19 protein-coding genes and 1 tRNA gene are annotated in these 24,076 nt (G+C 59.8%); 3 read left to right on the forward strand and 17 right to left on the reverse strand.

Annotated elements, in window-relative coordinates:
• Positions 1-4: 4 nt before the first annotated feature.
• The 6 genes from E4O92_RS14915 to E4O92_RS14940 form a co-directional block, all read right to left on the reverse strand.
• The gene (locus E4O92_RS14915) at positions 5-565 is read right to left on the reverse strand and encodes a hypothetical protein (RefSeq protein WP_135190527.1); all 561 of its coding nucleotides are present in this window, start codon (positions 563-565) and stop codon (positions 5-7) included.
• 15 nt (positions 566-580) lie between these two features.
• Positions 581-1,132, reverse strand: a complete 552-nt coding sequence (locus E4O92_RS14920; protein ID WP_135190528.1) for a thymidine kinase — start codon at positions 1,130-1,132, stop codon at positions 581-583.
• A gap of 114 nt (positions 1,133-1,246) precedes the next feature.
• A complete protein-coding gene (locus E4O92_RS14925; protein WP_135190529.1) occupies positions 1,247-1,876 on the reverse strand; it encodes a PEP-CTERM sorting domain-containing protein in 630 nt (209 codons plus the stop codon).
• A 192-nt stretch (positions 1,877-2,068) separates the two neighbouring features.
• The gene (locus E4O92_RS14930; protein ID WP_135190530.1) at positions 2,069-2,725 is read right to left on the reverse strand and encodes a PEP-CTERM sorting domain-containing protein; all 657 of its coding nucleotides are present in this window, start codon (positions 2,723-2,725) and stop codon (positions 2,069-2,071) included.
• A 168-nt stretch (positions 2,726-2,893) separates the two neighbouring features.
• A complete protein-coding gene (locus E4O92_RS14935) occupies positions 2,894-5,155 on the reverse strand; it encodes an acylase (RefSeq protein ID WP_135190531.1) in 2,262 nt (753 codons plus the stop codon).
• Positions 5,156-5,182: 27 nt separating this feature from the next.
• Positions 5,183-5,974 (reverse strand): hypothetical protein, encoded by a 792-nt coding sequence (locus tag E4O92_RS14940; protein WP_135190532.1) that lies wholly within the window; start codon positions 5,972-5,974, stop codon positions 5,183-5,185.
• Between the two features lie 144 nt (positions 5,975-6,118).
• Between E4O92_RS14940 and E4O92_RS14945 the strand changes: the two genes are divergently transcribed.
• The gene (locus E4O92_RS14945; protein WP_135190533.1) at positions 6,119-6,895 is read left to right on the forward strand and encodes a CPBP family intramembrane glutamic endopeptidase; all 777 of its coding nucleotides are present in this window, start codon (positions 6,119-6,121) and stop codon (positions 6,893-6,895) included.
• Positions 6,896-6,899: 4 nt separating this feature from the next.
• On the opposite strand, the gene E4O92_RS14950 is transcribed toward E4O92_RS14945, so the two are convergent.
• From E4O92_RS14950 to tssE, 8 genes are all read right to left on the reverse strand, one after another.
• Positions 6,900-6,986: transfer RNA gene (locus E4O92_RS14950), tRNA-Leu, on the reverse strand.
• Positions 6,987-7,098: 112 nt separating this feature from the next.
• A complete protein-coding gene (locus E4O92_RS14955) occupies positions 7,099-7,365 on the reverse strand; it encodes a PAAR domain-containing protein (RefSeq protein ID WP_135190534.1) in 267 nt (88 codons plus the stop codon).
• Positions 7,366-7,368: 3 nt separating this feature from the next.
• Entirely contained in the window at positions 7,369-8,835 is a 1,467-nt protein-coding gene (locus E4O92_RS14960; protein ID WP_135190535.1) for a T6SS immunity protein Tli4 family protein, read from the reverse strand.
• Positions 8,823-10,574 carry an esterase/lipase family protein gene (locus E4O92_RS14965; protein ID WP_135190536.1) on the reverse strand — a complete coding sequence of 584 codons (1,752 nt, stop codon included), beginning with the start codon at positions 10,572-10,574 and terminating at the stop codon, positions 8,823-8,825. Before E4O92_RS14965 ends, E4O92_RS14960 begins: the two co-directional genes overlap by 13 nt.
• Before the next feature lie 37 nt (positions 10,575-10,611).
• A complete protein-coding gene (locus E4O92_RS14970) occupies positions 10,612-13,362 on the reverse strand; it encodes a type VI secretion system Vgr family protein (RefSeq protein WP_135190537.1) in 2,751 nt (916 codons plus the stop codon).
• Positions 13,363-13,564: 202 nt separating this feature from the next.
• Positions 13,565-14,650, reverse strand: a complete 1,086-nt coding sequence (tssG, locus tag E4O92_RS14975) for a type VI secretion system baseplate subunit TssG (RefSeq protein ID WP_135190538.1) — start codon at positions 14,648-14,650, stop codon at positions 13,565-13,567.
• Positions 14,614-16,455 (reverse strand): type VI secretion system baseplate subunit TssF, encoded by a 1,842-nt coding sequence (tssF, locus tag E4O92_RS14980; RefSeq protein WP_135190539.1) that lies wholly within the window; start codon positions 16,453-16,455, stop codon positions 14,614-14,616. Before tssF ends, tssG begins: the two co-directional genes overlap by 37 nt.
• Before the next feature lie 2 nt (positions 16,456-16,457).
• Entirely contained in the window at positions 16,458-16,946 is a 489-nt protein-coding gene (gene tssE, locus E4O92_RS14985) for a type VI secretion system baseplate subunit TssE (RefSeq protein WP_135190540.1), read from the reverse strand.
• A gap of 185 nt (positions 16,947-17,131) precedes the next feature.
• Here tssE and tssK point away from each other — a divergent pair, with 185 nt between their 5' ends.
• Entirely contained in the window at positions 17,132-18,469 is a 1,338-nt protein-coding gene (gene tssK / locus E4O92_RS14990) for a type VI secretion system baseplate subunit TssK (protein WP_135190541.1), read from the forward strand.
• Between the two features lie 33 nt (positions 18,470-18,502).
• Here the strand turns inward: tssK and E4O92_RS14995 are convergent, their stop codons facing one another.
• The 3 genes from E4O92_RS14995 to E4O92_RS15005 all read right to left on the reverse strand — a co-directional run bounded on the left by E4O92_RS14995 (position 18,503) and on the right by E4O92_RS15005 (position 22,638).
• Entirely contained in the window at positions 18,503-18,799 is a 297-nt protein-coding gene (locus tag E4O92_RS14995; RefSeq protein ID WP_135190542.1) for a PAAR domain-containing protein, read from the reverse strand.
• 183 nt (positions 18,800-18,982) lie between these two features.
• On the reverse strand, positions 18,983-19,552 hold the full coding sequence (locus E4O92_RS15000) for a cohesin domain-containing protein (protein WP_135190569.1): 570 nt from the start codon (positions 19,550-19,552) through the stop codon (positions 18,983-18,985).
• 80 nt (positions 19,553-19,632) lie between these two features.
• Positions 19,633-22,638 carry a reprolysin-like metallopeptidase gene (locus E4O92_RS15005; protein ID WP_229483385.1) on the reverse strand — a complete coding sequence of 1,002 codons (3,006 nt, stop codon included), beginning with the start codon at positions 22,636-22,638 and terminating at the stop codon, positions 19,633-19,635.
• A 320-nt stretch (positions 22,639-22,958) separates the two neighbouring features.
• Between E4O92_RS15005 and E4O92_RS15010 the strand changes: the two genes are divergently transcribed.
• Positions 22,959-23,933 (forward strand): HDOD domain-containing protein, encoded by a 975-nt coding sequence (locus E4O92_RS15010; protein ID WP_135190543.1) that lies wholly within the window; start codon positions 22,959-22,961, stop codon positions 23,931-23,933.
• The last annotated feature ends 143 nt before the right edge of the window (positions 23,934-24,076 follow it).

Raw genomic sequence — 24,076 nt, forward strand, 5'->3', positions numbered from 1 at the left:
CGCCTCACGTTTTTACAAATCGAAACAAGCTTGGTTGTAACCAGAACAGAATCCCCAGGGCGATTATGATGACGATCAAGTAAGGCCACGAACGCAGCGCCAGCCGCCAATCGACCGGCGACGGCCAGAACGAGAGGAACTGTGGTGCCAGCACAAATGTCAGGGCAAGATCGACCGGGCCGAACTGCAAGCCGCCGCGGGTGCGCCACCAGGCGAACGCCAGCGGCACCAGCAGGACCAGGACCGGGGCCAGCGCGGCCGGCGCAGCGTTGTACCAGCGCAAATTGGCGAAGGTGACCGAGCCCAGTTCCCAGAGCTTGCCGCGGCGGCGCGGGATGATGGTCAGCCCGGTCGGCTCGGCGTTGGTCAGCAGCCCGACCGAAAAGTGCGCCAGCTCATGGCACAGCGTGCCGGCCACGGTGAACACGAAAAAGAACGGATGGGCGTTCGATACCATCCAGATCAGGAAGGCCAGCGCGGCCGACGGGGCCAGGTACAGCAGGATGTCGGCGTGCGCGCACAACCAGGCGGGGGCCACGCTGCTGCAGCCATGAAGCAGCGACATCGGGGTTTCCCGTGTTCAGCCGGTATAAAAGCAGCGGCCGCAAGCCTGGCGGTAACTCTCGTTGCCGCCGATGCTGACCTGCTCGCCTTCACGGATGCGTCGACCCTCTTCGTCGACGCGGATGTTCATTGTCGCCTTCTTGCCACAGGTGCAGATGTTCTTGATTTCCTCGATATCGTCGGCCAGCGCCAGCAAGTAGGCCGAGCCCGGGAAGGGTGCACCGCGAAAGTCGCTGCGCAACCCGTAGCAGATGACGGGCACCCCGCGCACCTGCGCCAGTTGGTGCAGTTGCTGGACCTGGACGGTGGACAGGAACTGAGCCTCGTCGACCAGCACGCAGGACACATCCGGCGCGCTTTCAAGGAAATCGGTATCGCCATCGAACAGGTCGACCTGGCGATTCGGCCCCAGGCGTGACGTGATCAGGCCGACGCCATAGCGGTCGTCGATCGCCGCCGTGTACAGCTGGACCGCCTGACCCTGCTCCTCGTAATTGTGCGCCACCTGCAGCAGTGCGGTCGATTTACCGGCATTCATTGCCGAGTATCTGAAATAAAGTTTAGCCACTGCCGTGCCCTGAAGAATCCCGGTTGGAAATCAACGGATTATAGCAACCGGGATTCTTTTCGCGCCAGAAAATGCACCGCGGGGCAGCGCGGCCCAGGCAGCTTATCGGATAACTTAGCGGCGACGGCGCGCCGCAAAGCCAAGCAGCGTTATTCCTGCAAGCATCAGGCTATAGGTTCCCGGCTCGGGCACCGGGGCGGCCATCGCAAGCGTCACGTTATTGGCGGTAGGCCAGTAGGTCCCCAGGCTCGTCAGGGTGACGCTTTGCAGCGGCGCATCGGAGGTGAAACCAAGGAAGCTGCCCGTGGTCGTATTGTCCAGCGTGTAGGTTGCCGTCGTCCCATCCATTGCGGTCAGCGTCACGCTGGTGTTCGGCGTGAACTGTCCATTGACGTCGGTGCCGAAGAAATTGCCGCCGAAAGCGGTAACGCCGCCCGAGAACCCGGAAAATACGATGGGATCGAAGAGACTGTTGTTCGACAGCCAGCGGTCGCCCGGCACCCCGGCTCCGTACAGGCCGTTCTCCGAGCTGACGGTGTACGAATACGCGCCCGCCATACGGCTCATGGGCGAGTCGTAGTACATGATGGACAAGTCGTTGTAAGTGTCGACACCCGGGGCCGTCACGGCCGAGTTGAACGCGCTCTGGCTGGTGTAGATCGTTATGTCAGCCTGGGCGGCGGTGGCGGCCAGCAGCATGGCCGCCAGGGCGAGCGATTTGAGCGAAAGCAATTGGGTATTCATGATGCACTCCTGTGATGATTTCGACTGGAACGGGGGGCTTGCCGGACCAGTAGATATCAGTTCCACAACAGTTGCAATCCGAATAATCTTGAATACTTGATACTTTGCGCTGAATAAATCAATCGTCAAGTTGCCCGCATTATTTCGCCAGCGAGAGGGAATTGCCGCGGCGGGTGCCGCGGCCGATGCAGCTTAGCGGACCATTCGGCGGCGGCGCGCTGCATAGCCAAGCGCCGCCACGCCCCCCAGCAGCAGGCTAAAGGTTCCGGGCTCGGGCACGTTCGCGGGCACCTCGGTCACGCCAAGCGTCAGGTTGTTGGCGGTGGGCCAATAGGTGCCCCCGCTGGTGAGGGTGACGCTCGCCAGCGGCGAATCGAACACGAAGCCAAGGAAGCTGTTCATGGTCGTGTTGTTGATTGTGTAGCTGATCGAATTGCCATAGCCATCCAACGCGAGCAGCGTCACGCTGGTATTGGGCATGTACATACCATTGATGTCCGAGCCGAAGAAATTGCCACCGAAAGCGGTCACGCCGCCCGAGAACCCGGAAAACACGATCGGGTCAAGGAGATTGTTGTTCGACAGCCAGTGGTCGCCGGGCAACCCGGCGCCGTACAGGTCATTAACCGAGCTGACTGTGTACGAGTAGGCGCCCGCAGTGCGGCTCATGGGCGAAGTGTAGCGCATGACGGAGAGGTCGTCGAAGGTATCCACGCCCGGGGCCGAGATGGCCGCGTTGAATGCGCTCTGACTGGTATAGAACGTGATGCCAGCCTGCGCGGCCGTGGCGCTCAGCAGCAGCATCGCGGCCAGGACGAGTGGCTTAAGCGAAAGCAATTTATTATTCATTAGACAACTCCTGTTATGATGTTAGTTAGAAAGGTTAGTTACCTGTCTAGTTAATAACATTTTCACAATAGTTGCAATCGAAATAATCTTTTGTGCTTGCTGCTTCCGGTTGGATAAAGCTATCGGCAAATTGCCAGCAATTTGCCGCCGCGCGCCCTGGCCCCCTCTTCAAGCCCCCGGATGGTACTTGCGCTCGAGCTGCTTTTCGATGTCTTCCTTGTAGAACAACACGTCCTTGAACTCGCCCCGGCTGTACATCTCGCCCTGGTCGTTAAAATGCGCAGACTTCGGATCACCGCTCTCGCCACCGGCAAGGATGCTCTTGGCGCGCACGCGCGGGCCGAACTCGACCACGGCCACGAAGCTGTTACCGCGATCCCCGTAAATCCGCTTGGTGGTCTGCTTGGCGACCATGCCGAATGAAGCCAGCGAGCCCCAGACGGCCGAGGTGAAGGCCACCGGATAGCTCGGCTTGGCATCGTCGTATTTCTGGTCGACGGCGCCGCTGATGCGCTGGAAGCGGTTGATCTCTCCCCATGGCGTCTGCCATGTCCCGAAATCGGCCTTGAGCTTGTCCGACGCCCGCGCCAGCGAATCGAGACGCTCCTGCGCACTCAAGCTCTCGGTGACGAAATCCACCGCCGGCCGCCCCGCCGCGCGTGCGCGTGCGGCGGCATGCGCGACCATGTCCTGCCCCCAGTAGACCGCCAGCGATGTCGGCACCGAGCTGGTGGCAAAGCGCAGGTCCCAGCCACGTAGCGCCGCCACCTGCTCGGCCAGTCGGGCCTTGAGCGGATCGCTCTCCGGCAGCGCCTCCCAGTCCTTGACCAGCGCCGGCACCAGCGGCTCGAACGCGGTCAGGTAGCTGTCGTAGGCGGTGGCGATCAGGCTGTCGAGCGTCAGATCCTTTGCGTCCTTCAGCACGCGCATCGCGTGGATGCCGCGCGCGTTCTCGGGCAGCGACCACATGTAAGCCGGATAGTCCTTCAGCTTCGGGCTGCTCGCGCCCGAGGCGCTGAACGGCCAATTGTTGGTATTGGAGATGTAGCCGCTGGCCGGATTGAACAGGGTGATCGTCTCCTTGATATCGTGCAGGCCCTTCCACTCGGTGGCCGGGTTGCTGCCGTCGACAGGTCGGGCCCAATCGAAGCGCGCATCGCGTTTGGGAATGAAGTTCCCGTGAAAGTAGGCGATGTTGCCGTCAGCGTCCGCGTAGACCGTATTGTTCGACGAGTTGGTACGCAGCTCCATCGCCTTGTAGAACGCCGCATAGTTCTTCGCCTTGGTGCGGGTGTAGGACTGCGTCAGCGCCTTCATCGGCTCGTCCATCATTTTCACCGACACCCACTTGCCGTCCGCCTCGCGCACTACCGGCCCGTGATGCGTGAAGTAGGCGGTGACCGTCTTGCTGGCCATGCCGCCGTCCGCGGTCTTGTACGGCAGCGTGATCGGCACCGCACGCATCGGGCGTTCCTCATTGCCGTACTTGTAGAAGTACTTGCCGTTCTTTTCAAAAACGGTCTCGAGGTATTCGTCGATCACATCGCCCCCGCCCGAGGTATGCATCCACCCTGCCCGTTCATTGAAGCCCTGGTAAACGAAGAACTGGCCCCAGGTCACCGCGCCGTAGGCGTTCAGGCCCTCGTCGCTGACCACATGGATCTCGGGACGGAAATAGAAGGAGGTGTGCGGATTAATGAGCAGGAGCGGATGCCCGGACGCCGACAGCTTGGGCGCGATCGCAAAGCCGTTCGAGCCGGTCGGCTCGGCGTCGAAGCCCTTGCTGTTGTCGGCCAAAGCCAGGTCGAAGCGGTTACCGACAGACTCCAGCAGCGCCACCTCGTTGCGCTTGCCGTAGAAGGCCTGGAGCTGCTTGAGGTCGATCGACTCGATATCGCCGCCAATGCTACCCTCGCTGAAAGCCAATGCCATCCACGGCTCGAAATGCGTGATCAGCTTCGGTTTGACCTCTGGGTGCGTATGCAGGTAAAAGTTCAAGCCATCGGCGAAGGCCACCATCAGCGCTTGAAGCCATTCGGGGCTGGCCGCGTATTTGGCTTTCATCGCCTCCGGCTGGATGTACATCTTCATGCGCAGGTCGCGCCAGATCTCCTTCTCGCCCTCCACTTCGGCCAGGCGTCCCATCGCGTTGATGTAATTGAGCTCGACGCGGTTGAAGTCGTCCTCCGCCTGCGCATACAGCATGCCGAACACGGCGTCGGCATCCGATTTACCGAATATGTGCGGGATGCCCCACTTGTCGCGCATGATCGTCACGCGCTGCGCGGTCTTCTGCCAGCGCGCCAGTTCAGTCGCGTTGACGGCGCTTGCCTTGGCCGGCGCGGCAGCTTGCGCGGCCTGTGGTGGCAGCATGGCGCCAAGCGTGGCGCAGCCCAGGACAGTCGAGGCAATCAGGCGGGATGTGAACATCGGGAGTCTCCTTCGTGGGGATTGTTGTTATAGCTGCCCGCCGCCGATCGCGGCCAGGCGCTGCTTGAGCACTTCGTTTTCGGTGAGCAGGGTCGCAACGCGATCCTTCAATGCCGCGATCTCGGCGCGCAACCGCGCCGCTTCGTCGGCCGGATCGGCTGGCGGGGTCTCCTTGCGCGGACGGGCCGCGGCCTTCTGTTCGCGCACCTGGCGCGCGGCCTGCTGCAGCTCCTTGCGTCCACCCGCCACCGCCGCAATCTGCACCGATTCCGGCAACTGCGCCACGTTGGCGGCGGCGTTGATGGAAATGGTCCCGGCGCGCACGGCATCGACCAGCTGCGGCGTGGCTGCCTTCTGGATGCGCTCGATCTGGCTGATCGTATTGGTCGAAACCCGCGCGGCGCGCGCCACGTCTTCGCGCGTATTCCACGGCGGCGCGAAGGGGGCCGACTGATCGTCCTCGGTCTGCAATTCGGCGTCTTTTTTCTGGACGACGCGCGCCGACATGATTTCCTTCTTACGCAGGGCCATCATCCCGCGCTGGAAATCCGTCACGCTGCGCCGCGCCAGCTGGTTATCGATCATCCACAGCTTCACGTCTTCAATCGAATTAAAGCTGTTGTTCTGCACCGTTCGGAATTCGATGCCGTGCTGTTTGCAAATCGCGTATCGGTTATGACCGTCGATCAGCACGTCGCCCCAGAGAATCAGCGCTTCGCGGCAGCCTTCGGCCAGCAAACTGCGCTCGAGCGCCTCATGTTCGGCAGGCGTCAGCGCATCGATGAAGTCCCGCAGTTCCTCGTTAATCGTGATGTTCAATTCTTGTCCTTGCACTTCCTGTTGCGCCAGGCTCCGGCGCATCGCACCGAATGCTACACCATTCACGGCCCCAGCCAAAGCAGTAAGTTGACGATTTAACCACATTAAATTAGGCTGGGAATCTTTGAATCTCGCGCCGTGCCCATGAACGCAGCAAAAACTGTCACCGTACCGCCTGCCGCCATACCGCCCCTGCGCCTTGCCCTCGTGTTCGCGGTATTGTTCATCGCGTACCAATTGCCCGAAGGGCTGGGCCTGCGGCTGCTGCACAGCGCCCCGGTCAATGCAGCGCTGATGCTGGCGTTCTTTCCGGTCGCCTGGCTCTGCGGACGCGCGCTCGGGTTTCGCGGATTCGATGCCTGGTACATGGGCCTCAGGCCCGGCTGGGTCGGGCTGCTCGCGGCTACGTTCGCGCTTGCGTGCGCAGCCAAGGCAGTGGCGCTCGGGCTGGGATCGGGACTGGGGATTTATCGCGTCGCATCAAGCGGGCTCGGTGCGGAGCAGGTGTTGATGGCGGCTCTTATGATGCTGCCATATACGTTCATTCCATCGGTGGCTGAGGACATCGTCACGCGGGGGTTCCTGCTACGCGCGTTTCCACGGCTGGGACAGCGCTGGCTGTTCGTCTTGGCATCAAGCGCGTTGTATGTGGCGAACCATATCTATCGGTATGCGGACGGGCCGCTCGAATTGGCCAGGCTGTTCGCGTTCGGCCTGGCATATGGCGCCGGGATTTACTACAGCCGCTCATTGTGGGCCGCGATCGGACTGCACTGGGGCTGGAACTTCGCGGGGCAGTTCAGCGACAGCGTGATCTCGAACGATCTCATCGCACCGACGCAGGGGCCGCTCGTGTCGATTGCGGCGCACCTGTTGATGCTGGGTGTAGTCGTGCTCGTGGCACGCGCGCGCCGCGCATAAACGCTGGTGCCCGGAGCCGGAATCGAACCGGCACGCCATTGCTGGCACGGGATTTTAAGTCCCGGGTGTCTACCAGTTTCACCATCCGGGCAGCCGCGAGATTCTAGCACAGAGCGGGGTACTGTAGGGTCAGCCTTGCAATATTGCGCCTGAACGGATTCCAGCGGATGAGGCAGACAGGTAAGCCACAAAGGCAGCCATAACTATTGCCCGCCAAAGTTTTCCGAAGTAGCGATCAAAACGGCGCCGCAAGTCGTCTTATGCCCTTCATAAGCAACGGCAATGCCGTCGATGGTATGGTGTCGATCGCCTTCGGCAATCTTGCAGTTGTCATGTCCCTTGATGGGACAACTGCATGGGTCCCCGACGCGAGCGACAGGGATACCGTCGATCGTAAAGTGTTTTGCACTCACGCTCACGACCTGGCCACCATGCGACGTGGAGTCGCCGAGACGAATCACATTGCGCATCGGTCATCCTTTTGTTCCTGACGAGGTATCTTCGCCGGGTTTGCCTTCGGTCGCGCCGCCTGAGACACCTTGAGAAGCTTGTGCGATTTTTGATGTCTGTGTCACCGCGTCAGCAGCGGGCGGATCACCGTATTCAACCAGCTTCCACACCGTCGCCGTCCGGTAAGAGGGCCGTTCCCCCTTGAGCTTTTGCCACACGGACGGTTCGCCATGCGATATCACATGCGGCATCCGCTCGCCGGCCTTGAAATGCTGGCGCTGGTCACCTTCCGATTCACTGGCCTGCCACCAGCCTGTCTGTGGGCAAATGCGTCCGGTTGCAGCAAGTTCCCCAAGTGGGCGATGCGGCGGCGAGTCAGCTTGGCTGGTCTTTGCCGGGGTGGCAACTGTTGGGCGCACGCGGATGGAGCTGGTGATTTTGTCCCATACCGCGATAGCCTCTTCGTCGGTAAGGCTGGCTTTGGCCGCGCCAGCTGCGTTGTCGGCTACGCCAGTCTGAAACTGGATATCTGCGTAGGGCTTGTACAGGTCTCGCGGGACACCGACAAATTTCATGCGGAAGTCGTGATGGGCACGTGAGCGCTCTTCATCCGGTGAACGCATAAGCACCTCGTATCCAGTCTGCCAATCATGTATCTGGCGCGGGCTTTCGCGCAAGAATTTGGTATCGGCAAGCGCCTTCTTCGATTCTGGACTTTTCGCACCGGCTCTCACACGATTGAACTGTCTCTCAAGAGAGTCGTCTTCTGGGTTGTAGGGGTTTGCGGGGGCGACATAAATCGAAAGATGCGTGTCAGGAAATTCCTTCAAACGGAAGCCGATGCGAATGTGTTCCATAGGAAGCTCCTTATCGGGCTCCGACTTGTCGGACAGGAAAGCGTATTCAACGCAATTTCCTGGTTCCGTGGGTATTTCAGTTTCACTGTGTTGCCGAAGACGCCGAGCGATGCTAATAATTTCAGCTATAGTTTCATCTTTTTCGTCACTCAAAGGACGGGATTCGATGACAACACCATCATCGTTCAATCGAAAGTATCCATTTATTTTGAGCCCATTAACAGCAGTAAAACCTTCGTATCCAGTAACGATTTTTCCTTGCGGCTGCACCACATTATCCTCTGAGATAAACAGAGGAATATAATTGTGGTATATCGCCTTCTCGCCCTTTAGTTCATCAATGAACTTTTGCGCAAACTCTTTCACTTGATCCACACCTTTAGGATAGATGCGTACGCCAAGTGAAACGTCAGCATTTCCCCACACGACTGTTGCGGATTCCGGCACATCGACTAAAAACCGCCCGAAGCAAACGGTTTTTGTTTTATCGAATAAGGGTTTCAGGCGTGGCGTAAGTTCAGTCATGTTCGGCGTCTTCCATTCTTTTGGATTCCGGTCGCATGCGACAAGCATCAGCGTGGCAGCGGCGAGGCAAACAAGGCAAAAGCGCGGTATTGTTGTCATATGAAACATTTGAACCTCGCTTCCTGTGCAATGCGCACGATGCTGTACAATGTTGATGCAATAGCCCGAGGGTCTTTGTAACTGTCCTGGTGTTCGTACCCAACCTGCCGGAACACCCCCTTGAAAATGCCACTATTCAATTGGTGATCTGCGGATTTCATAGGCACGGTTTGATCGCCTGGCTCTGCAGCCGGGAGGATGGTGGCATGTATCGGCTTGGGAACCCCAGCGATGTACCTGAACGCCCTGTTTTCACCACGGGGGACCCAACGAACAAGTTCCAGCGTACCTTGCCGGTTTTCATCGAGGATTGGCCAGTCCTGCCAGCCGGTGGGATCGACACAGTGCTCGTCGATTTTCCATACGACTTCACCGAAGCTGCGGCGCGCCAGGTCGGCGCCGTAATGAGCATAACTGTTGAGGTCAAACGTGTTGGCAATCTTGCGGTGAAAGTTCTGGGCCCCATCGAGATAATCGCACGTTCGTTTAAATGTCCCTCCCCCGCGTTTCCGAGCTAACCCAGACGGATTAATCCATTCCTCGCGGAGCAACGCATACCACTTACCTCGCAATTTGTAGATTTCGTTGTATGGGTCACCCTTTTTCGGCCAGGAATCCAGCTCACATCCCTTGTACATCACTCGGAGCCAGCCATTGCCATACGCCTCGCTAGGCAATAACTCCAGCGCCCCGGGTGCATTCGCCAGTACCGCTGTTACCTCGTCGCCGAAGTTGCCAGCCACCTTGGCGCCAATGCTCGCTTCCGGACCATGCAAAATGCCGGAATCCTCGAATCCCGCTCTCATCCGCTTGTAGGCGGCCGGGGCACCGATGGCGGGCATCACGCCATGCACGATACCCAGCACCTTCCCCTGCATGTTGCCGTAATCCGGGTGAACCAGCGCCCGTCCGACCAGTCCACCCATGGAATGAGTGACGATGATCACTCTGGGGCACTTATAGCCGAGCTTGATAAACTCGTCCATGAGCTTGTTAATTCGCTTGGCAATAACTATTGCACTGTCACCATTCGACTGCAGCCAATTGTAGCCAAATGCATAAACGGGAAACCAAACGCCAGTGACGGCCTCTTTAAGTTCGTCCTCGGTCAATGCCTTTTGCAGTGGGGTTGGATGCGCTCCCCAGCTTTGCGGGTCAACGCCTACGACATCGCGCCACTCCTCCCGGAGTACACCCACGAAAAAGGTGTTGTTAAGCCGCGATTCAAGATGCTGTAACAACTTCCCATAGCTTTTGAAATAGACTTCACCCCACCCTCGCGCTCGCACCTTTTGTACGGCCGTACGCGGGCTCGTTGCGGTAGGAGGATCGTCCGACAACATTGGAAACCGGAGGCTGCTGTCGAGTTCGACATTGGCATGCCTTTTATCACCGCTAACGTCGGGTGGTCCCGAGGGATCGTAAATGTCCACTGTTGTTTGTAACGGATCCAGCCGCAGTTGACGTTCACGTGACGGACTGTTGGCATGGATGTCTACGTTGAGTGCGCTGAGATCATCCGGGCGCCACGCGATGTTATCGCTTCGACCCAGTTCCTGTTGCCGTTGCGCGCTCATGCGCAGATTCGATCCCATAATGCCGGGCAGAAAAATGACCGGCAAGACCGTTTTGGGTAGAAATCTGGCGGCTTGCACGCCTATGTCCTGCAGCGGTGTCGCAAAACCTTCGGCCTTGAGAGCGGCACCGTAGTTTTGTTGCGCCGGTAACGGGTATTCAATTTTTGCCATCCGACAGTTCTTTCTGTTTTGAGTTCGACGCCCGGTATCAGTCGTCAAGCGCTTCAACCGTATAGCGCCCGAAAGGGATGGTGCTGGTAAAACGCTCAGTTAATCCAGTAGCGTCGGTACGTCCCTCGAATGTGCGCCCATCTTCAGTGGTGATGCGATACCGCTGATTCTTCATCGGTTCGTCGGTTCCCAGCCAACGCAGGATGGTTTGCTGATTGTGCGGTGCCCCGCTTGTAGGCAGCACCAGACCTGGCGGGGTGGCGCTCCCTGGTCGAATATGAGCAAAGTCCGACGATTTGATGGTGTGCGCGCCGCTACTTTGCTGGATGATGGTGCCACCACCAATATCCACTTGTGCGCCTTGCGTGACGAAGCGCACCTTGGGCGCCTGCAGCACGATTTCGTCGGCGGCGGTCAGTACGATGCGCTTGGCGGAGGTGGCCTCGATGTCGCCACCATGTGTTTGCATTTCGAGCTTTCCACTGGCGGCGATCAGTTTGATGCCGAGCCGATGGGCGAACAGGCTGATACTGTCCGATACGCGCACAAGTAGTTTTTTGCCAACCGAAAGCTGGGTATTGCCGATACTGACCATATCGACATGGGTTTGCGCGCCTATTGCAATGTTGTCCTGGCTTGTCATTGCCACGCCTGCAGGCGCCGACAGCGCCACGACGGGTGCGCCACCGGAGCCCGTGCTGTCGTTTTCGGTATTGCTACCGGATTCCCACTGTTTCAGGTAGCCGATCAGTTGTTTGAGTTCCTTATCGTCGGTGTCGTCTGCATGATGCGTCGTTGACAGCTCGGATAGGTGTTGCTGGACGCCCTGGAGCGCCTCGATCAAACCAATCAGTTCGTTGCGATCCAGCTGTTTGCCGCTGGCTTGCTGGCGCGCAACGGCGCTGATCAGCACGCCTTTCGCGCCGCGTACCGCAACGGCATGGTCACTGCGCAATTCCGCCCCTTCACCGCGCGCCTCCCCTCTGCCATTCCTGCGGGGATGGGTAAGCCATCCCAAGTTCAATTCGCTATGGCCGTGCTGGGAAGACAATTGCGCATTAATCTGCCCCGGCGTGTCGTCCAGGCGCAGCTGGTTGTAGCGAGTGCCGTGCACTTCTTTGCTCTTGATACCGGCCAGGTACTTGTTCCCTGGCAGCGCTCCGGTATGGCTGAACGAAGGAGGCTGGGCTGTTCCACCATAGACCCGCGACACAATAATCGGCTTGTCCGGGTCCCCGCCCAAGAAATCGACGATCACTTCATCACCGACACGGGGAAGAGTAATCGTCCCCCACTGATTGCTGGCCCATGTACTGGCTACACGTACCCATGCGGAGTCCCGGTCGCTGTCGCTGGCGCCCGCATCTTGCGCATGGCTGTGGTCTTCCGTCCTGGTGCCGGGAAAACGTACCTTGACCCGGCCAAGTTTGTCGCAATGCACTTCTTCACCGGCGGGGCCGACCACAAGCGCGCTTTGCAGTTGTGGGCGCGGCAAATCGGTGCGGGGATCGAAAGCGGGAACAATCGGAATGCCGCGACGCACGCAACAAAAGCGATTGGTGTAGCGCATGCCGCGCTCCTCGCTGGCTTGCTGTAGACCGTTAGTCGACTGCCGGTCATCCCACCGGTTAAGTGCAAACAGACGTAGTACCTGGTCGTTAATGGCCTTGGGCAGGTTGTTTTCTGCATCAACCTCCAGGCGGGTGACGATGAATTCTCGTTCGTTCGCGGGATGGGTGTCGATTTCACTATGACCACTCAAGGCTATCCACTGCCCGACACACAAAGTGCGCACGCTGCCTTCGCCGTAAAAACACTTGGATTCGTATTCATGGCGCTTCATGCGCAATTCGCCAAGTTTCCGGTAATCGTCGCCGTCCTCGCCCGCATGCGGCATGTCGATCAAGTAGTCATCGAGACTCACTGCGAACTGGTTGCCCATTGTCCCCTGATCAACGCAGGACGAGCTCGTGCTGGTCATTGGACGAGTTTGCATGTAATCCCAGCTTTGGCGGCCAACACTGCCCGGTTTGAGCGTGCGGACTGGACTCCACGTCATAATGGTGTCCTGTTCCTCCGTGCTGCCATCCTGGTGATACCGCACGGTGCCCGCGGCATTTCGCGGGAGCGTGAATGCGTCGTCGAACAGTACCAGGGCGTGGGCCGGCGTGTCCTGGCTTTGTCTCTGGCTGGCTTGCCCGGGCCGCATGAACCATGCGACGCCGCGCCGTTTCCATAAACGGCGCAGAAAGTCGGCGTCGGACTCATTATGTTGCATGGTGAATTCACGCGCGGGATAGGTGCCGGTTACATGCGACCAGTCCACGTCGAGGGCTTTCGCCAACACCGGGTTGTTTTGGCGCCACTCATCCAGAATGACCTGGGTGATATCCAGTTCATTCAGCTTGCGGAAGACTCGAGTGTTGATGCGGTGCTCCATCAGGGCTAACGCATCGCGCACCACCAGTTCGTAAGTCGCCAGGCCGCCATCGCTCTGGCCGGCGGCCACTTGCGCCACAATGCCGCAAACCGCGCGTATGTCGCCGCAATCCGTTACGAACTGGAGTTCAGCCGGCAGTGCGATGAATTCCTTCAAGGAAAGATCGGCCTGTGTCGATACGCAGAGAATCCGGTATTCCAGCCCGCCGCATATCGCTTCACTTCCCGTAACACGTTTGACGAGCAAAACATCGTCCAGCACCCGCTGTTCTTGCGACAGCCGCAAACGAATCGGCCGGTTTGCCTCGGACAAACCGGCGAATCTCCCTGTCAAATCATGCAGGTTCATGCAAACTTGCCTTTCTGGTCGGCAAGCGATTTTGTTGCATTACGCTGCACGGCATTTGTGAGCATTCGGCCCTCCGATAGCATGTCTGGAGATACCTGTTCTGGTGGCGCTTTCCAAAGATCAATGGTACGAACCTAAAGCATCACTCTGTTTGATACCGATCAAGTCTTTCACCGTGCGTACATCTTGATTTCATCCATATTTACATCGCATGAATGTCATACCGCACATCATTGCGGTCCTGCGTCTGTGGCCCTGTGACCAGGTAGGTATCCCATCCCAAACGGCCGACTGTGCCATCGTCCGTAAACGACACTCCATGCACATCTGCCGCGCGCAGCACCAGTTCCACCTCATATTCAAGCGACACGCCGGTAAACATCGTCAGCATGCTCTTTAATGCGCGCGCAGCCAGCCCGACTGGCAGGAAGGCATCGAAGCTGGCGTAGTCGAGCGGCCCGATCACCAGGCGCAAGCGAAGGTCACGCTGCCATACGCGCGCGCCTGCCAGCGCCGCGCCGCCCAGCGTGGCATTTGTGCCGCCGAGTATCGTCTGCTGCTCGGGCGGCACGTCGTACCAGCAACCGATGAATTGCTCGGCCTTCACCGGCTGGCCAAAATAGTCGGACAGCATTCGCGCGATCTGTACCGCGGATGCCGGCCGGTGCCGGATCGAAGCAGCAAAGTAGCCCATTGATTCGTCCAGCAGCATGCCTTCCTGCGGGTCCGCGAGACGCTTGCGCAACGACTCGTTGCCAAGACCGCCGAGCGCGAGCAGCAGCGGCAGGAAGGCATCCTTGCCATCGACCTGGTACTTGAACGCCAGCCGGTACTTTCGCCAGGCTTCGTAAAACAGCGCCAGCGAACGGTTCGAAAACGTATCCAGAAACGCCCGCGGACCTTCGTCCCTTTGGTACTGCTCGTATTCAGCAATCCGCTCTGTGTAATGTGCCGGCAGTACGCCGATGCCGCCCAACAATCCCATGAAGGCAGGCGTAATGCGAGTGTATTTGAACGTGGCCGATTTCATCGCCGCGTCGAGCGAACCTGGATCGACGTGAATGCCGTCTGGCTCGGTGTGGATGGCCTCGATCTGGCTGGCCGGGAAAGTGAGCGACGTCGAATTCCGGAAGCGCAAAAAATTATGCACCACGGCCTGTTCGGGCACGCCATGACGCTTGAGCCAGAGTTCGAGCAGACGCACGGCTTGAAAGAATTCGAAGCGGTACGGTTCCCTGAACAGTCGCTCAATTACAGCAGGCTCAAATTGCCGCTTTTTGGCGCGCATTTCAATATCTCTTCTCCGGTTTTACTCGACACGAGCACCAGTTGGGTAAAGCTGTTGGCGTGCACGTACAATGCCAGGAACTGTTCGATGACGTAGGCGAAAGCATGAATGCCGCTACCCACGAAGGCTTCCTCCTCGATGGTCAGGCGCACTTCGACACCACGAACCAGGCAGGCAAACGGGTTCCCGGGCAGCCAGGCGGTGGCTGGGATTTGAGCGATGGCCGCAATGCCGCTGATTTGGCGCTGCGACGCGGGTGAGCGCGGCAAATCATATAAGGCCAGCATCTCGCGGAAGGCATCCACCCCGCCGCCCGTCAATGACAGGTGGTTCAGCGACAGTTGGGAAATCAGGCGCCAATGCGCGCCGTGCCCTTGTTCAAAGCGATGCGCCGCGGTCGGCTTGCGCAGAAAGCTGATCGAACTCACTCCGGAGCTTCCTGCGAGGAACAGGTCGCCGCCGCGCTGACCGTAGGGCAGCACCGTCGGCAAATCGCGATTCGTGCACGTCAGCTCCAGGCTGAGCGTGCACGCCTCGACCTCGGCCGGGTCGAAATCGATATCAACGATTGAAATCTGCGTCTCGAAACCAGGACTCTTCTCGGCCAGGCTTTGGTAGCGCCGCATGGCCCAGTAGTGCCCGCTCTGCTCCGGCGTCTGGGCGTGCTTGAGGGAATAGAATGGCCGGAACTGGGTGACTGATTCACCTTGCGGCGTTTGCCGTACGAGTGTGACCGAATCGATCGAGTGGACTTCGTAGGCAAAGGCGCGGCGTGCATCAGCCAGCACAGGATAGCTGGCGGTAGTGTACGTTAGCCGGATCGGCTCGCCACGCTGGCGGAACAAGTTGACAACGGGCGTACATGCCAGCAGCAGATTATTGGTCGACAGCGTGCCGAGCATGCGCGCGATGTTCGAATCGGTCCGCATTCCCGACATTGCCAGGTGCAGTGTCACCGACTTCGCGCCGGGTAGCGCGCTGCAAAGCGCCGCAAGGTCTATATCGAAGAAATTGAATTTCTCAGGAAAGCAGAAATATTCTGTCAGCAGACGGTAGGCGGCATGTGAACGGTCCGGAAAATCGATCAGCGATTCGTCTTCATTGAAACCCACGGGGCTGACCGGATTGGCGGACAGTTCGAGCCAACGCCGGCTGCCTTCCGCCTCTACATAGGCGGCCACGGTACGCATGAACAGCGCGTCGCGCAACGCGGCGCAGAATGACGGTTCGCCGTCGATAAAGACGCGCAGTTTCGACAAGCCCAGTTGCCCTACCGAGCCTTGCCCGGCGGTGCTCGAGATCGTCAGGTCCAGGCTTGACGTCGCGCCCACCGGTGGCCGAATTGACGCCGGAGTATCCATGATTGCGGCGAACGACGCACTGGTAAGCGCCAGTGGCGCCACGGTCACCGGGTAGGCTGTACGAAAAATGCAATCCGTCCCGCGCACCGGACGCGTAGTCAGTTTTGTGCCACGCGCGATGACGCTCACGCCGGTCTTCTGGGCGTCCTCGCTATTTGTCTCCAGGCGCGCAATCGAACATGAGGGAAATGGCCGCAGGTAGTGCGGATACAGCACCTCGAACAGCGCTTCGGTAAATTCAGGGTAGTCGTCGTCGAGTCGTTTGGCGATGCGCGAGTTAAGCAGGGCAAACGCTTCGATCATTCGCTCGACATGTGGATCTTCGCACACCTCGCCGCTGATCAGCATTCGGCCCGCAATCTTGGGATAGCGTTCGGCGAACTCCCGCAGATTGCGCCGCAAGAATCCCAATTCCCTTTCGTAGTAAGGTAAGAGATCTTCCAAACTCAGCCTCCCCCAGACGCCGCGCGGCTTGCCTTGCTGATGCTGTATCGGAGGGTCGATGGTTGCAGGACCGCGTCGAAGTTGACTGATTCTTGAAGAATGTTGACGACCAGGAGCGCCTTGATTGAAAAATTGAGGCGGTTGACGACGTCCTCGCGCACGTCGAGCTGGACCTTGACATTGCGTAGGCGCGGCTCGTGGCGGCTAATGGCCTTTTGGATGCATTGGCAGATGTATGCGCGATCGTCGGGGCTGGAAATCGAGCGGTCTGCAAAATCGTTCAAACCGTAGGTCACAATCGAGAGACTGCATTCCGGGAAATCCTTCAGCAACTCTTCCGGGATCGGTGAACGGGTATTGAGCAGCGCTTCGAGGTCGCGCACCACCGAGTCTTTCATATCCTCGGCCGATACGCGCGACACGGTTGCGCTCGTGGAACCGTGCACCGGTACATCCAGCAAGCGGTCAAACAATCCGCGCGTCAGACTCATCGCCCCCTCCGTACTGGACGTTATTACCGACTTTAGGGAAGAGGTAGCCAAAAAGCAATCGGACATTTCCTACGTTGTGCAATAAAGACATCGCGCGACGTTTAGATGCCAAACCCGCCCAGCAGTGTTATTGTTTATTTAATTAGCGTCGAGTCGACACAAGACCGAAGAGGGATGCCTGCGACATGACCAGCAAAGTTCTCTGGGGCGAAGGGCTATTCCTGCGTCCCCAGCATTTCCAGCAGCAGGACCAGTACCACGAACACCGCCTATACCAGAGCGTCAAGCTGATTCACCCGTATGCATGGGGCGTGAATCAGCTGAAGGTCGACCAGGAAGCACTAGCCAGCAACATGCTGCGTGTCCTCGCCCTTTCCGTGCGCTTCCAGGATGGCGAGCTGTACGACGCACCGGAAGCCGACGAACTGCCGGATACGATCGACCTGAGCCAGCTGCAGCAGTCGCAACAGAGCGTTACCTACTATGTCGCCCTCCCCGCGTTCAAATCGTTCGGCGGCAATTTTGTCCCTCCGGGCCAGGCCACGAATGCTGCCCGATTCGTTCAGGCCAACCAGGACACGCCCGATCTTTTCACCAACGCGGTTCAGGCGCAGCTGGCATATTTGAAGAAAAAAGCACGGCTGGTCGCTGAGTTTGAATCGCGCGATTCCTTCGTCCATTTTCCACTGCTGCGCGTGCGCCGTACGGCCACCGGTGGCTTTGAACTGGACGAGTCTTTCATTGCGCCGAGCGTATCGGTCGGCGCCGCACCCTTGCTGTTCCAGCAGCTGCGCAGCCTGCTAGACGCCCTGCAGGCAAAAGTCAGCGCGCTTTACGACCGCCACCGGGAGCCAAGCCGTAATGCGATCGAGTTTCACTCTGGGGACATGTCTTCGTTCTGGCTGCTGCATGCGGCCAGCTCTGCCTATGCGCTGCTGGCGCACCATTTTCACCATCCTGACCTGCATCCCGAGCGATTACACCAGCAACTGATGGGTGTAGCCGGCAGCCTGATGACATTTTCGCGGACCTGGACCCTGGCCGACCTGCCGGTCTACCAGCATAACGATCCGGGGCCCGGGTTCAGCAAGCTTTACCTGATTATTCGCGAACTGTTGAACACTGTTATCTCGACCAAATACTTCGCTATTGCACTTACGCAGGTCAGGGCCTCGTACTATATCGGCAAGCTCGACTCGGACAAGATCGATGAGAGTACGACTTTCTACATTGCGGTTTCTGCCAACGTCCCCGCACTGGAACTTGTCGACCTGGTGCCGCTTCGTTTCAAGGTCGGCGCACCCGACGATGTCGAAAAATTCGTGCTCGCGGCATTGCCCGGGGTGCGGCTTCAGTACGCCCCACAATTGCCGGCGGCGGTCCCGATTCGTCCCGACACCTGCTACTTCATGTTGGAAAAGGGCCCGATGTACGAGCGCATGTGCCAGGCGCAGTCGATATCGATCTACGTCCCCACTGGCGTACAGGACCTGAAGCTGGAACTGGTGGCTGTCATCAATTGACCTGCCCAGCGGCTAAAACAGCTTCAGCAGCTGTCAGTCGGCATCAATTGTCTGGCACACAAAGCTCTGTGAGGCCACCAACCGAGGCGGTGGGCTGCACTTGCAGATGCACAGATCGTTACTCAGCGCCACCTCTTTGCCGTCGACTGTATCGGAGAGGCGCGGCCCATCGAGCCTGATGACGCCAGCCGAATGGCACGCCGGGCAGTCTACCGGATCACCTTCCAGGGCCACCCGGGCATCGTTGATCCACCTGTCGGAACTGGCCGCCGTGACCTTGCCGTTTGCGGTGGTCGTTGCGCCCTCGGTAATGACGAATCTCTCTATCATGGCCTACCCTTTCTTGGAGAAAATAAGTCCGCAGCGACTTATCTTTCCAATCTAGACAGGGATTAGGACAATATCTTTGAGATAGCGCAAAGATAGATGAGCTTGGCTGGTTTGCTCGTCCAGCCAAGCCCGATGCTAAACCGGGCCGCGGAGGCAGCCCGGGTTTCGTTCAACCGCCCTGCGTCAAACCCGCCGGCGGCGCAGCGCGGCAGCGCCAATCACGCCGACGCCCAGCAACAGATACGTTGCAGGCTCGGGCACGGCCGTGGCCCCCGTGATCTGCAACGGCGTTGTTTGGACGGTCACAGCGATATCGTTCATTCCGCTGTCGAGGAACATCACATCGGAGAACCCCAGCTGCGCGCTGCCGGTTCCCAGCGTCTCGAAAATAATGTGCGCCAGGTTACCGTTGCCGGAAGCGCCCGGCAACGCACCGATCAGCGTATTAAACACGAACGAGATGGTGCCGGTCGCATTGTCGATCTCCCCCGTGTCACCGAAGGTCGTACCAGCGGTGGCCAGGAAACCGCCTTCGGTAATCGAACTGACGCGCAGCAGGTTCGGGTCGAACGTTAGCGAGAACTGGTAGGTGTACAGGTCCGAAATGTCCGAGATCATCACGGCGAGGTCCACCATCGAACCCACTACGGCCGGGGACGGCGTGGCAACGGTGGACAGGGTGGGCGATGCGGACACCTGGGTGCAGGCAAAGCACAGCAATGCGGCTCCAAGATATTTCTTCAAATCAAACATCTGTTTTCTCCTTGCCCCATGGGGGCTTGCTAAATGGCGATTGCCGACCAGATGAAACCACCCGGCCGGCCGTAGAGCGATTAATTGCAAACGGTGCCAGCCGGTACGCGCTGCGACACGAAAGCGAGGTCGCGCGCGTCGATCACGCCGTCCTTGACCACGTCGGCACGTAAGTCAAAGCCAGGCTGGCCGGTGCGCCTGCCGAACGAGGCCTTCACGATGGCGAGGTCGGCGCAGTCGACGACACCGTCTCCGTTCACGTCGCCCGGCAGGCGGATCGTGAAGTTCGCGTTCGACACGTCGAAGAACACGTTACCGACCGCTTCCACCTTCACGCGTGCGGCGTTGGTCGCCACCGCCGGGATAGTGACCGTGGCGCTGCCGGTGTTCGGCGTGCTTTCGGCAAGCGTGTACAGCCAGGTCTGGCCGCCGTCAGTGGACAGCGTGATCTTCACGTTCGCGGTGTTGACCGGGGCGACATTGGTGTTCGCAACGCTCCATGTCACCGTTTGCGTGGTACCCGAGTCCATCGTCACCGCAGTGTTGGGCGAGGTGACCAGGAACGGGCCGGCTCCCGGGGCCAGGACCAGGTTCGTGGTCGCGCTGCCTACGCCGCCACGGCCATCGCGCGCCGTCAGCTTCAAGTTCAGCGACGCGGGATTGGCGTTGGTGCCGGCCAGGCCCACATAAGCGGCAGTCGGCAGGAATTCCGAGTAGCACTCAATGTCGGCAGCCGTCGGCGTGGAAGTTACGGTCGGGCAGGCGCCCGTCTCCGCGTTCGTGTTGTTGGCCAGGATTTGGTCCATGTCCGGGAACACGCGCGTCGGATTGCCCGTCGGATGATTCTCGCCCGGGGAGTTGTACTGGATCGTGTCAGAGCTGCTGACGACCGCGCGCGTGCCGAACTGGCGGAACAGCGGACCGTTGGTCTTCACGTTACTGATCAGACCAGTGCCGGTCGTGCCACCGCGGTCATTCTGCTCCCACAGGTAGGTAAGCTGGTCGCCGTCCGGATCGACGGCGCTGCCCGTCAGCGCGAACGGCGTACGCACTGGGATCGTGTACCCGGTGGGCACCGTCACCACAGGTGGGTTGTTGCCGTTCGAGGACACCGTGCCGCGGCGCGTCGTCTGGCCACCGGCCGTGATTTCGCCAATGTAGCCGGTGCAGCCGGTGCTGCAGCCCACCAGCTGGAGTTCGGCCACGTTGGTGTTAGCGAACGTGCCGCCGAACGTGATCGTAAACGCCGTATCGGTCAAGCTGCTGATGGTGACTGTGCCGCCGCTTGGCCAGCCGGCGATACCTTCGATCGCGGCCTTGATGCCGGCGGTGGTGAAGTTGGTGCCGCGTACGATCGCCGCCGACTGGTTGCCCTTATAGCTGATCTTGAATTGCTGGCCGTTGGTGTTGAAGCCGCTCAGCACGCCCATCTGTACTTCGTTCAGGTTCGATTCGGCTCCGGACGTGTACGCGACGATCTCATCGAAGCTGCGCTGCGACCAGTACGGATCGCTGTGCGTCTGCAGGTTATCGGTGCCGCAGATACCCGCGTAGGCCATGATCGACGAGCCACTGCCCGCCTCGACGGAAGTTCCGGCATTGCGGTTGCCGCCGCTGCAGTTGCTGGTGACGCCATTGAACGTGTGGTTGCCGGCAAACTGGTGGCCCATCTCGTGCGAAACGTAGTCGACTGCGTAGAAGTCGCCGACCGGGGTCGGGATGCCGGTGCAGCCCTGAGCCTTGCTGGTGCCGCCAACGACGCCAAGGCTGGCGATGCCGCCGCCGTTCACGCCGAGCGCAATGTGGCCGATATCGAAATTGCTGGCGCCTGCCAGCAGGCCTGCGACGATCCGGTTACGTGACAGGGTGGAGCTGCCGCAGCTGGCGATCTGCGACGTCGTGAAGCAGGCGTCGCCACCGCAAGGGCCATTGGTGCCGGTGGCCTTGGCCGCGGTATCGAGGTTCAGCGCGTCGGTGCCGTCGATCAGCATGAGGCGGATCGACGTCTCGTCCTCGTAAATCTGGGTGACACGGTTGATCAGCGTGACCTTGGCCGCCGTCACGTTGGCGGAGCCGCCAAAGTAGTTGGCATACGCCGGATCGGTGACGAGCGCAAGACGGTAAGTGCGCACCTGACCGCCGGCGGTGGCATTGGCGGTCTCCGGGTCCACGACGTGGAAAGCTGCGGAGCCAGTCGCGCGTCCATCCGTCGCGCTCACTTCGAACGCGCCCATATTGGTTGCACCCTCCGGCAGCGTGACCGTGATGGCTCCATCGTTGTCCGCCGTGGCGGAAACTACCTGCAGCGGCGCGCTCTCGCCTTCGCCCCTGACAGTGAGGTTGATGGTGGCGTTCGGTGCGAAACCGAAACCGCGCACCTCGACGGCATCGCCTTCATTGTAAAAGCCGTGCGACAGCGTCAGCTGCGCTTCGTCCAGCGTGCCCTCGACCAGCGGACCGTGCTGGTTCACCAGGTCGCTGCGGCTGTAGCTGGCATACAGGCTCGTGTCCAGGTGGTAGTACGGCTCCACGTACCAGCCGCCAGCCGGCGAGCGCACCGAGGCATGCAGGCCGAGCGGCGTAATATCCATGCGCAGCGTGGCGTTCGGATCGTCGATGCCCTTTCCTCTGTACGTCTTGATTTCCGGGTGCTTTTCGGCCAGGCCCGGCTCCATGATCGGCGATTCGACCAGCTCGAAGCGCTGGTAGCCGCCATCGGGATGGGGCAGCGAGATCGTGAGCGGGCTGCTTACGGCACCTTCCGCACGCTCACGCGGCGCCGCGGCCGTCAACGACTGCATGCCGGGCATGTCCAGGGTCGCGGAACGGAAGCGCTTCAAATTCAGGGCGGGCGTTTTCGGGGTGCCTCTCGTTAGGGATTCGGCCGTCCCGCCAACATCCTGCCAATACGGGGCGGCTCGCTGTGTGGACACTGCTTGCTGGTCAGCCTGGGCAGCCTGCGCAATGGGCGCGGCGGCGGCAAAGGCAAGGAGGATACTGAGGGCCAGGCTGGATTTCCTGATCGTGGCGATACGCATTTCTTGCAACTCGCCGTTGTGCGGCGGGCGCGAAAACTTCGTTCTCATGCAGTGGTCCTTTCGCGGATGGGTTTTCTACGCTTTTTGGGTTTCTCTCTCACACGGGATTTCAGACAACTTCCGCCCGGATGCACGGCGGACGCTCCTATGCCATCATGCATATAAGACAATGGAACCTGACAATACTATTGCTATAACAACAGTTAACACAAGAATAATTTTCTTGGCCGTTGTAAAGACATCGGGTGACTGGATGCAAGCGTCGAGCTGGCCCGAATGAAGGCCGTGTGGAGGAAACCGGCTGGAGCCGCGCCCTATTCGCGCTACAATGGACCTACCTTTGCAGTGCGGAAACGCAGCTTTGCTTTATGAAGAACTGGATCAATCGCTTGTTGAGCGGCACGGAAGACGGCGCCTCCCCATCTGAAGCGGCGGCGTCGCACGAACACGTCCAGGGGCATGGCGAACCGGCTGACGAGATGAGCGCCGGCATTGACGCGGCCTACTACCGCTGGCTGACCGGTGCAAGAGGCTACGATGCGCCGCCCGACATCGAAAACCTGATCCTTGAGCAGGTCCTGACCCTTTCGCGAAATGCGGCCGACGCGGCCGAACTGGTGCCACGCGTGCCCGAATTGATCCCGCAGCTGCTTCTGAGTTTGCGGGACGATGGCGTGACCACCGGGGCACTGGCGCGCCAGGTGGCGCAGGACGTGGTGCTGATGGCCGAAGTGATCCGCGAGGCGAACAGCGCCTATTACCGGCCGATCACTCCGGTGAAAACGATCGAAGCCGCGATCATGATGCTTGGGCAGAACGGCTTGCGCATGCTGCTCGCACGCCTGGCCTTCCGTCCGCTCATCAAAATGCAGTCCACAGGGTTTGCACGCGGGGCCGCGCTGAACGTGTGGAACCAGTCCGAAAAGTGCGCGCTTGCGGCAAGCCTGATGGCGCCGGGGCTGACGGCCGGCGTGTTCGAGTCCTATCTGGCTGGCCTGATGCAGAACGTGGGCCTGCTCGTCGCGTTCCGGCTGGCAGACCGCGTATGCCCAACCGGGAGCGTACCCGGCTCCACCGAGTTCGGTGCAAGGCTGCTCGCTTGCAGCCGGCAGCTTTCGGCAACCATTGCAACGCATTGGGACTTCCCGCAGGAGGTGGCCCAGTCAATCGCGCATGCGGGCGCCCCCGATGGCTCCAACCTCGCCAGGGCACTCGCCCAGGGCGACCGCATTGCCAAGTTGCGCATGCTCATCGACGCCTCCGTACTGGACGAGGACGACCCGCTCGTCGCCGAGGGTCTGGACAACTTCCAGCGGCGCTGCTTGGGCAAGCTGGCGAGCTGATAGCGTTCCCGGCCGGGACGCCCACGCGGGCGTCGCCCGGCTACTCCTTTACTTAGGAATCTAACGGCTGAACACGGGCGAGCTGGACGTGCATATGTTGCAATCAAAACAAATGTACAAGAAAATAAACCGGCCTCACCGCC

The sequence above is a fragment of the Massilia horti genome, from assembly GCF_004614195.1.
Lineage (GTDB): Bacteria > Pseudomonadota > Gammaproteobacteria > Burkholderiales > Burkholderiaceae_D > Telluria > Telluria horti.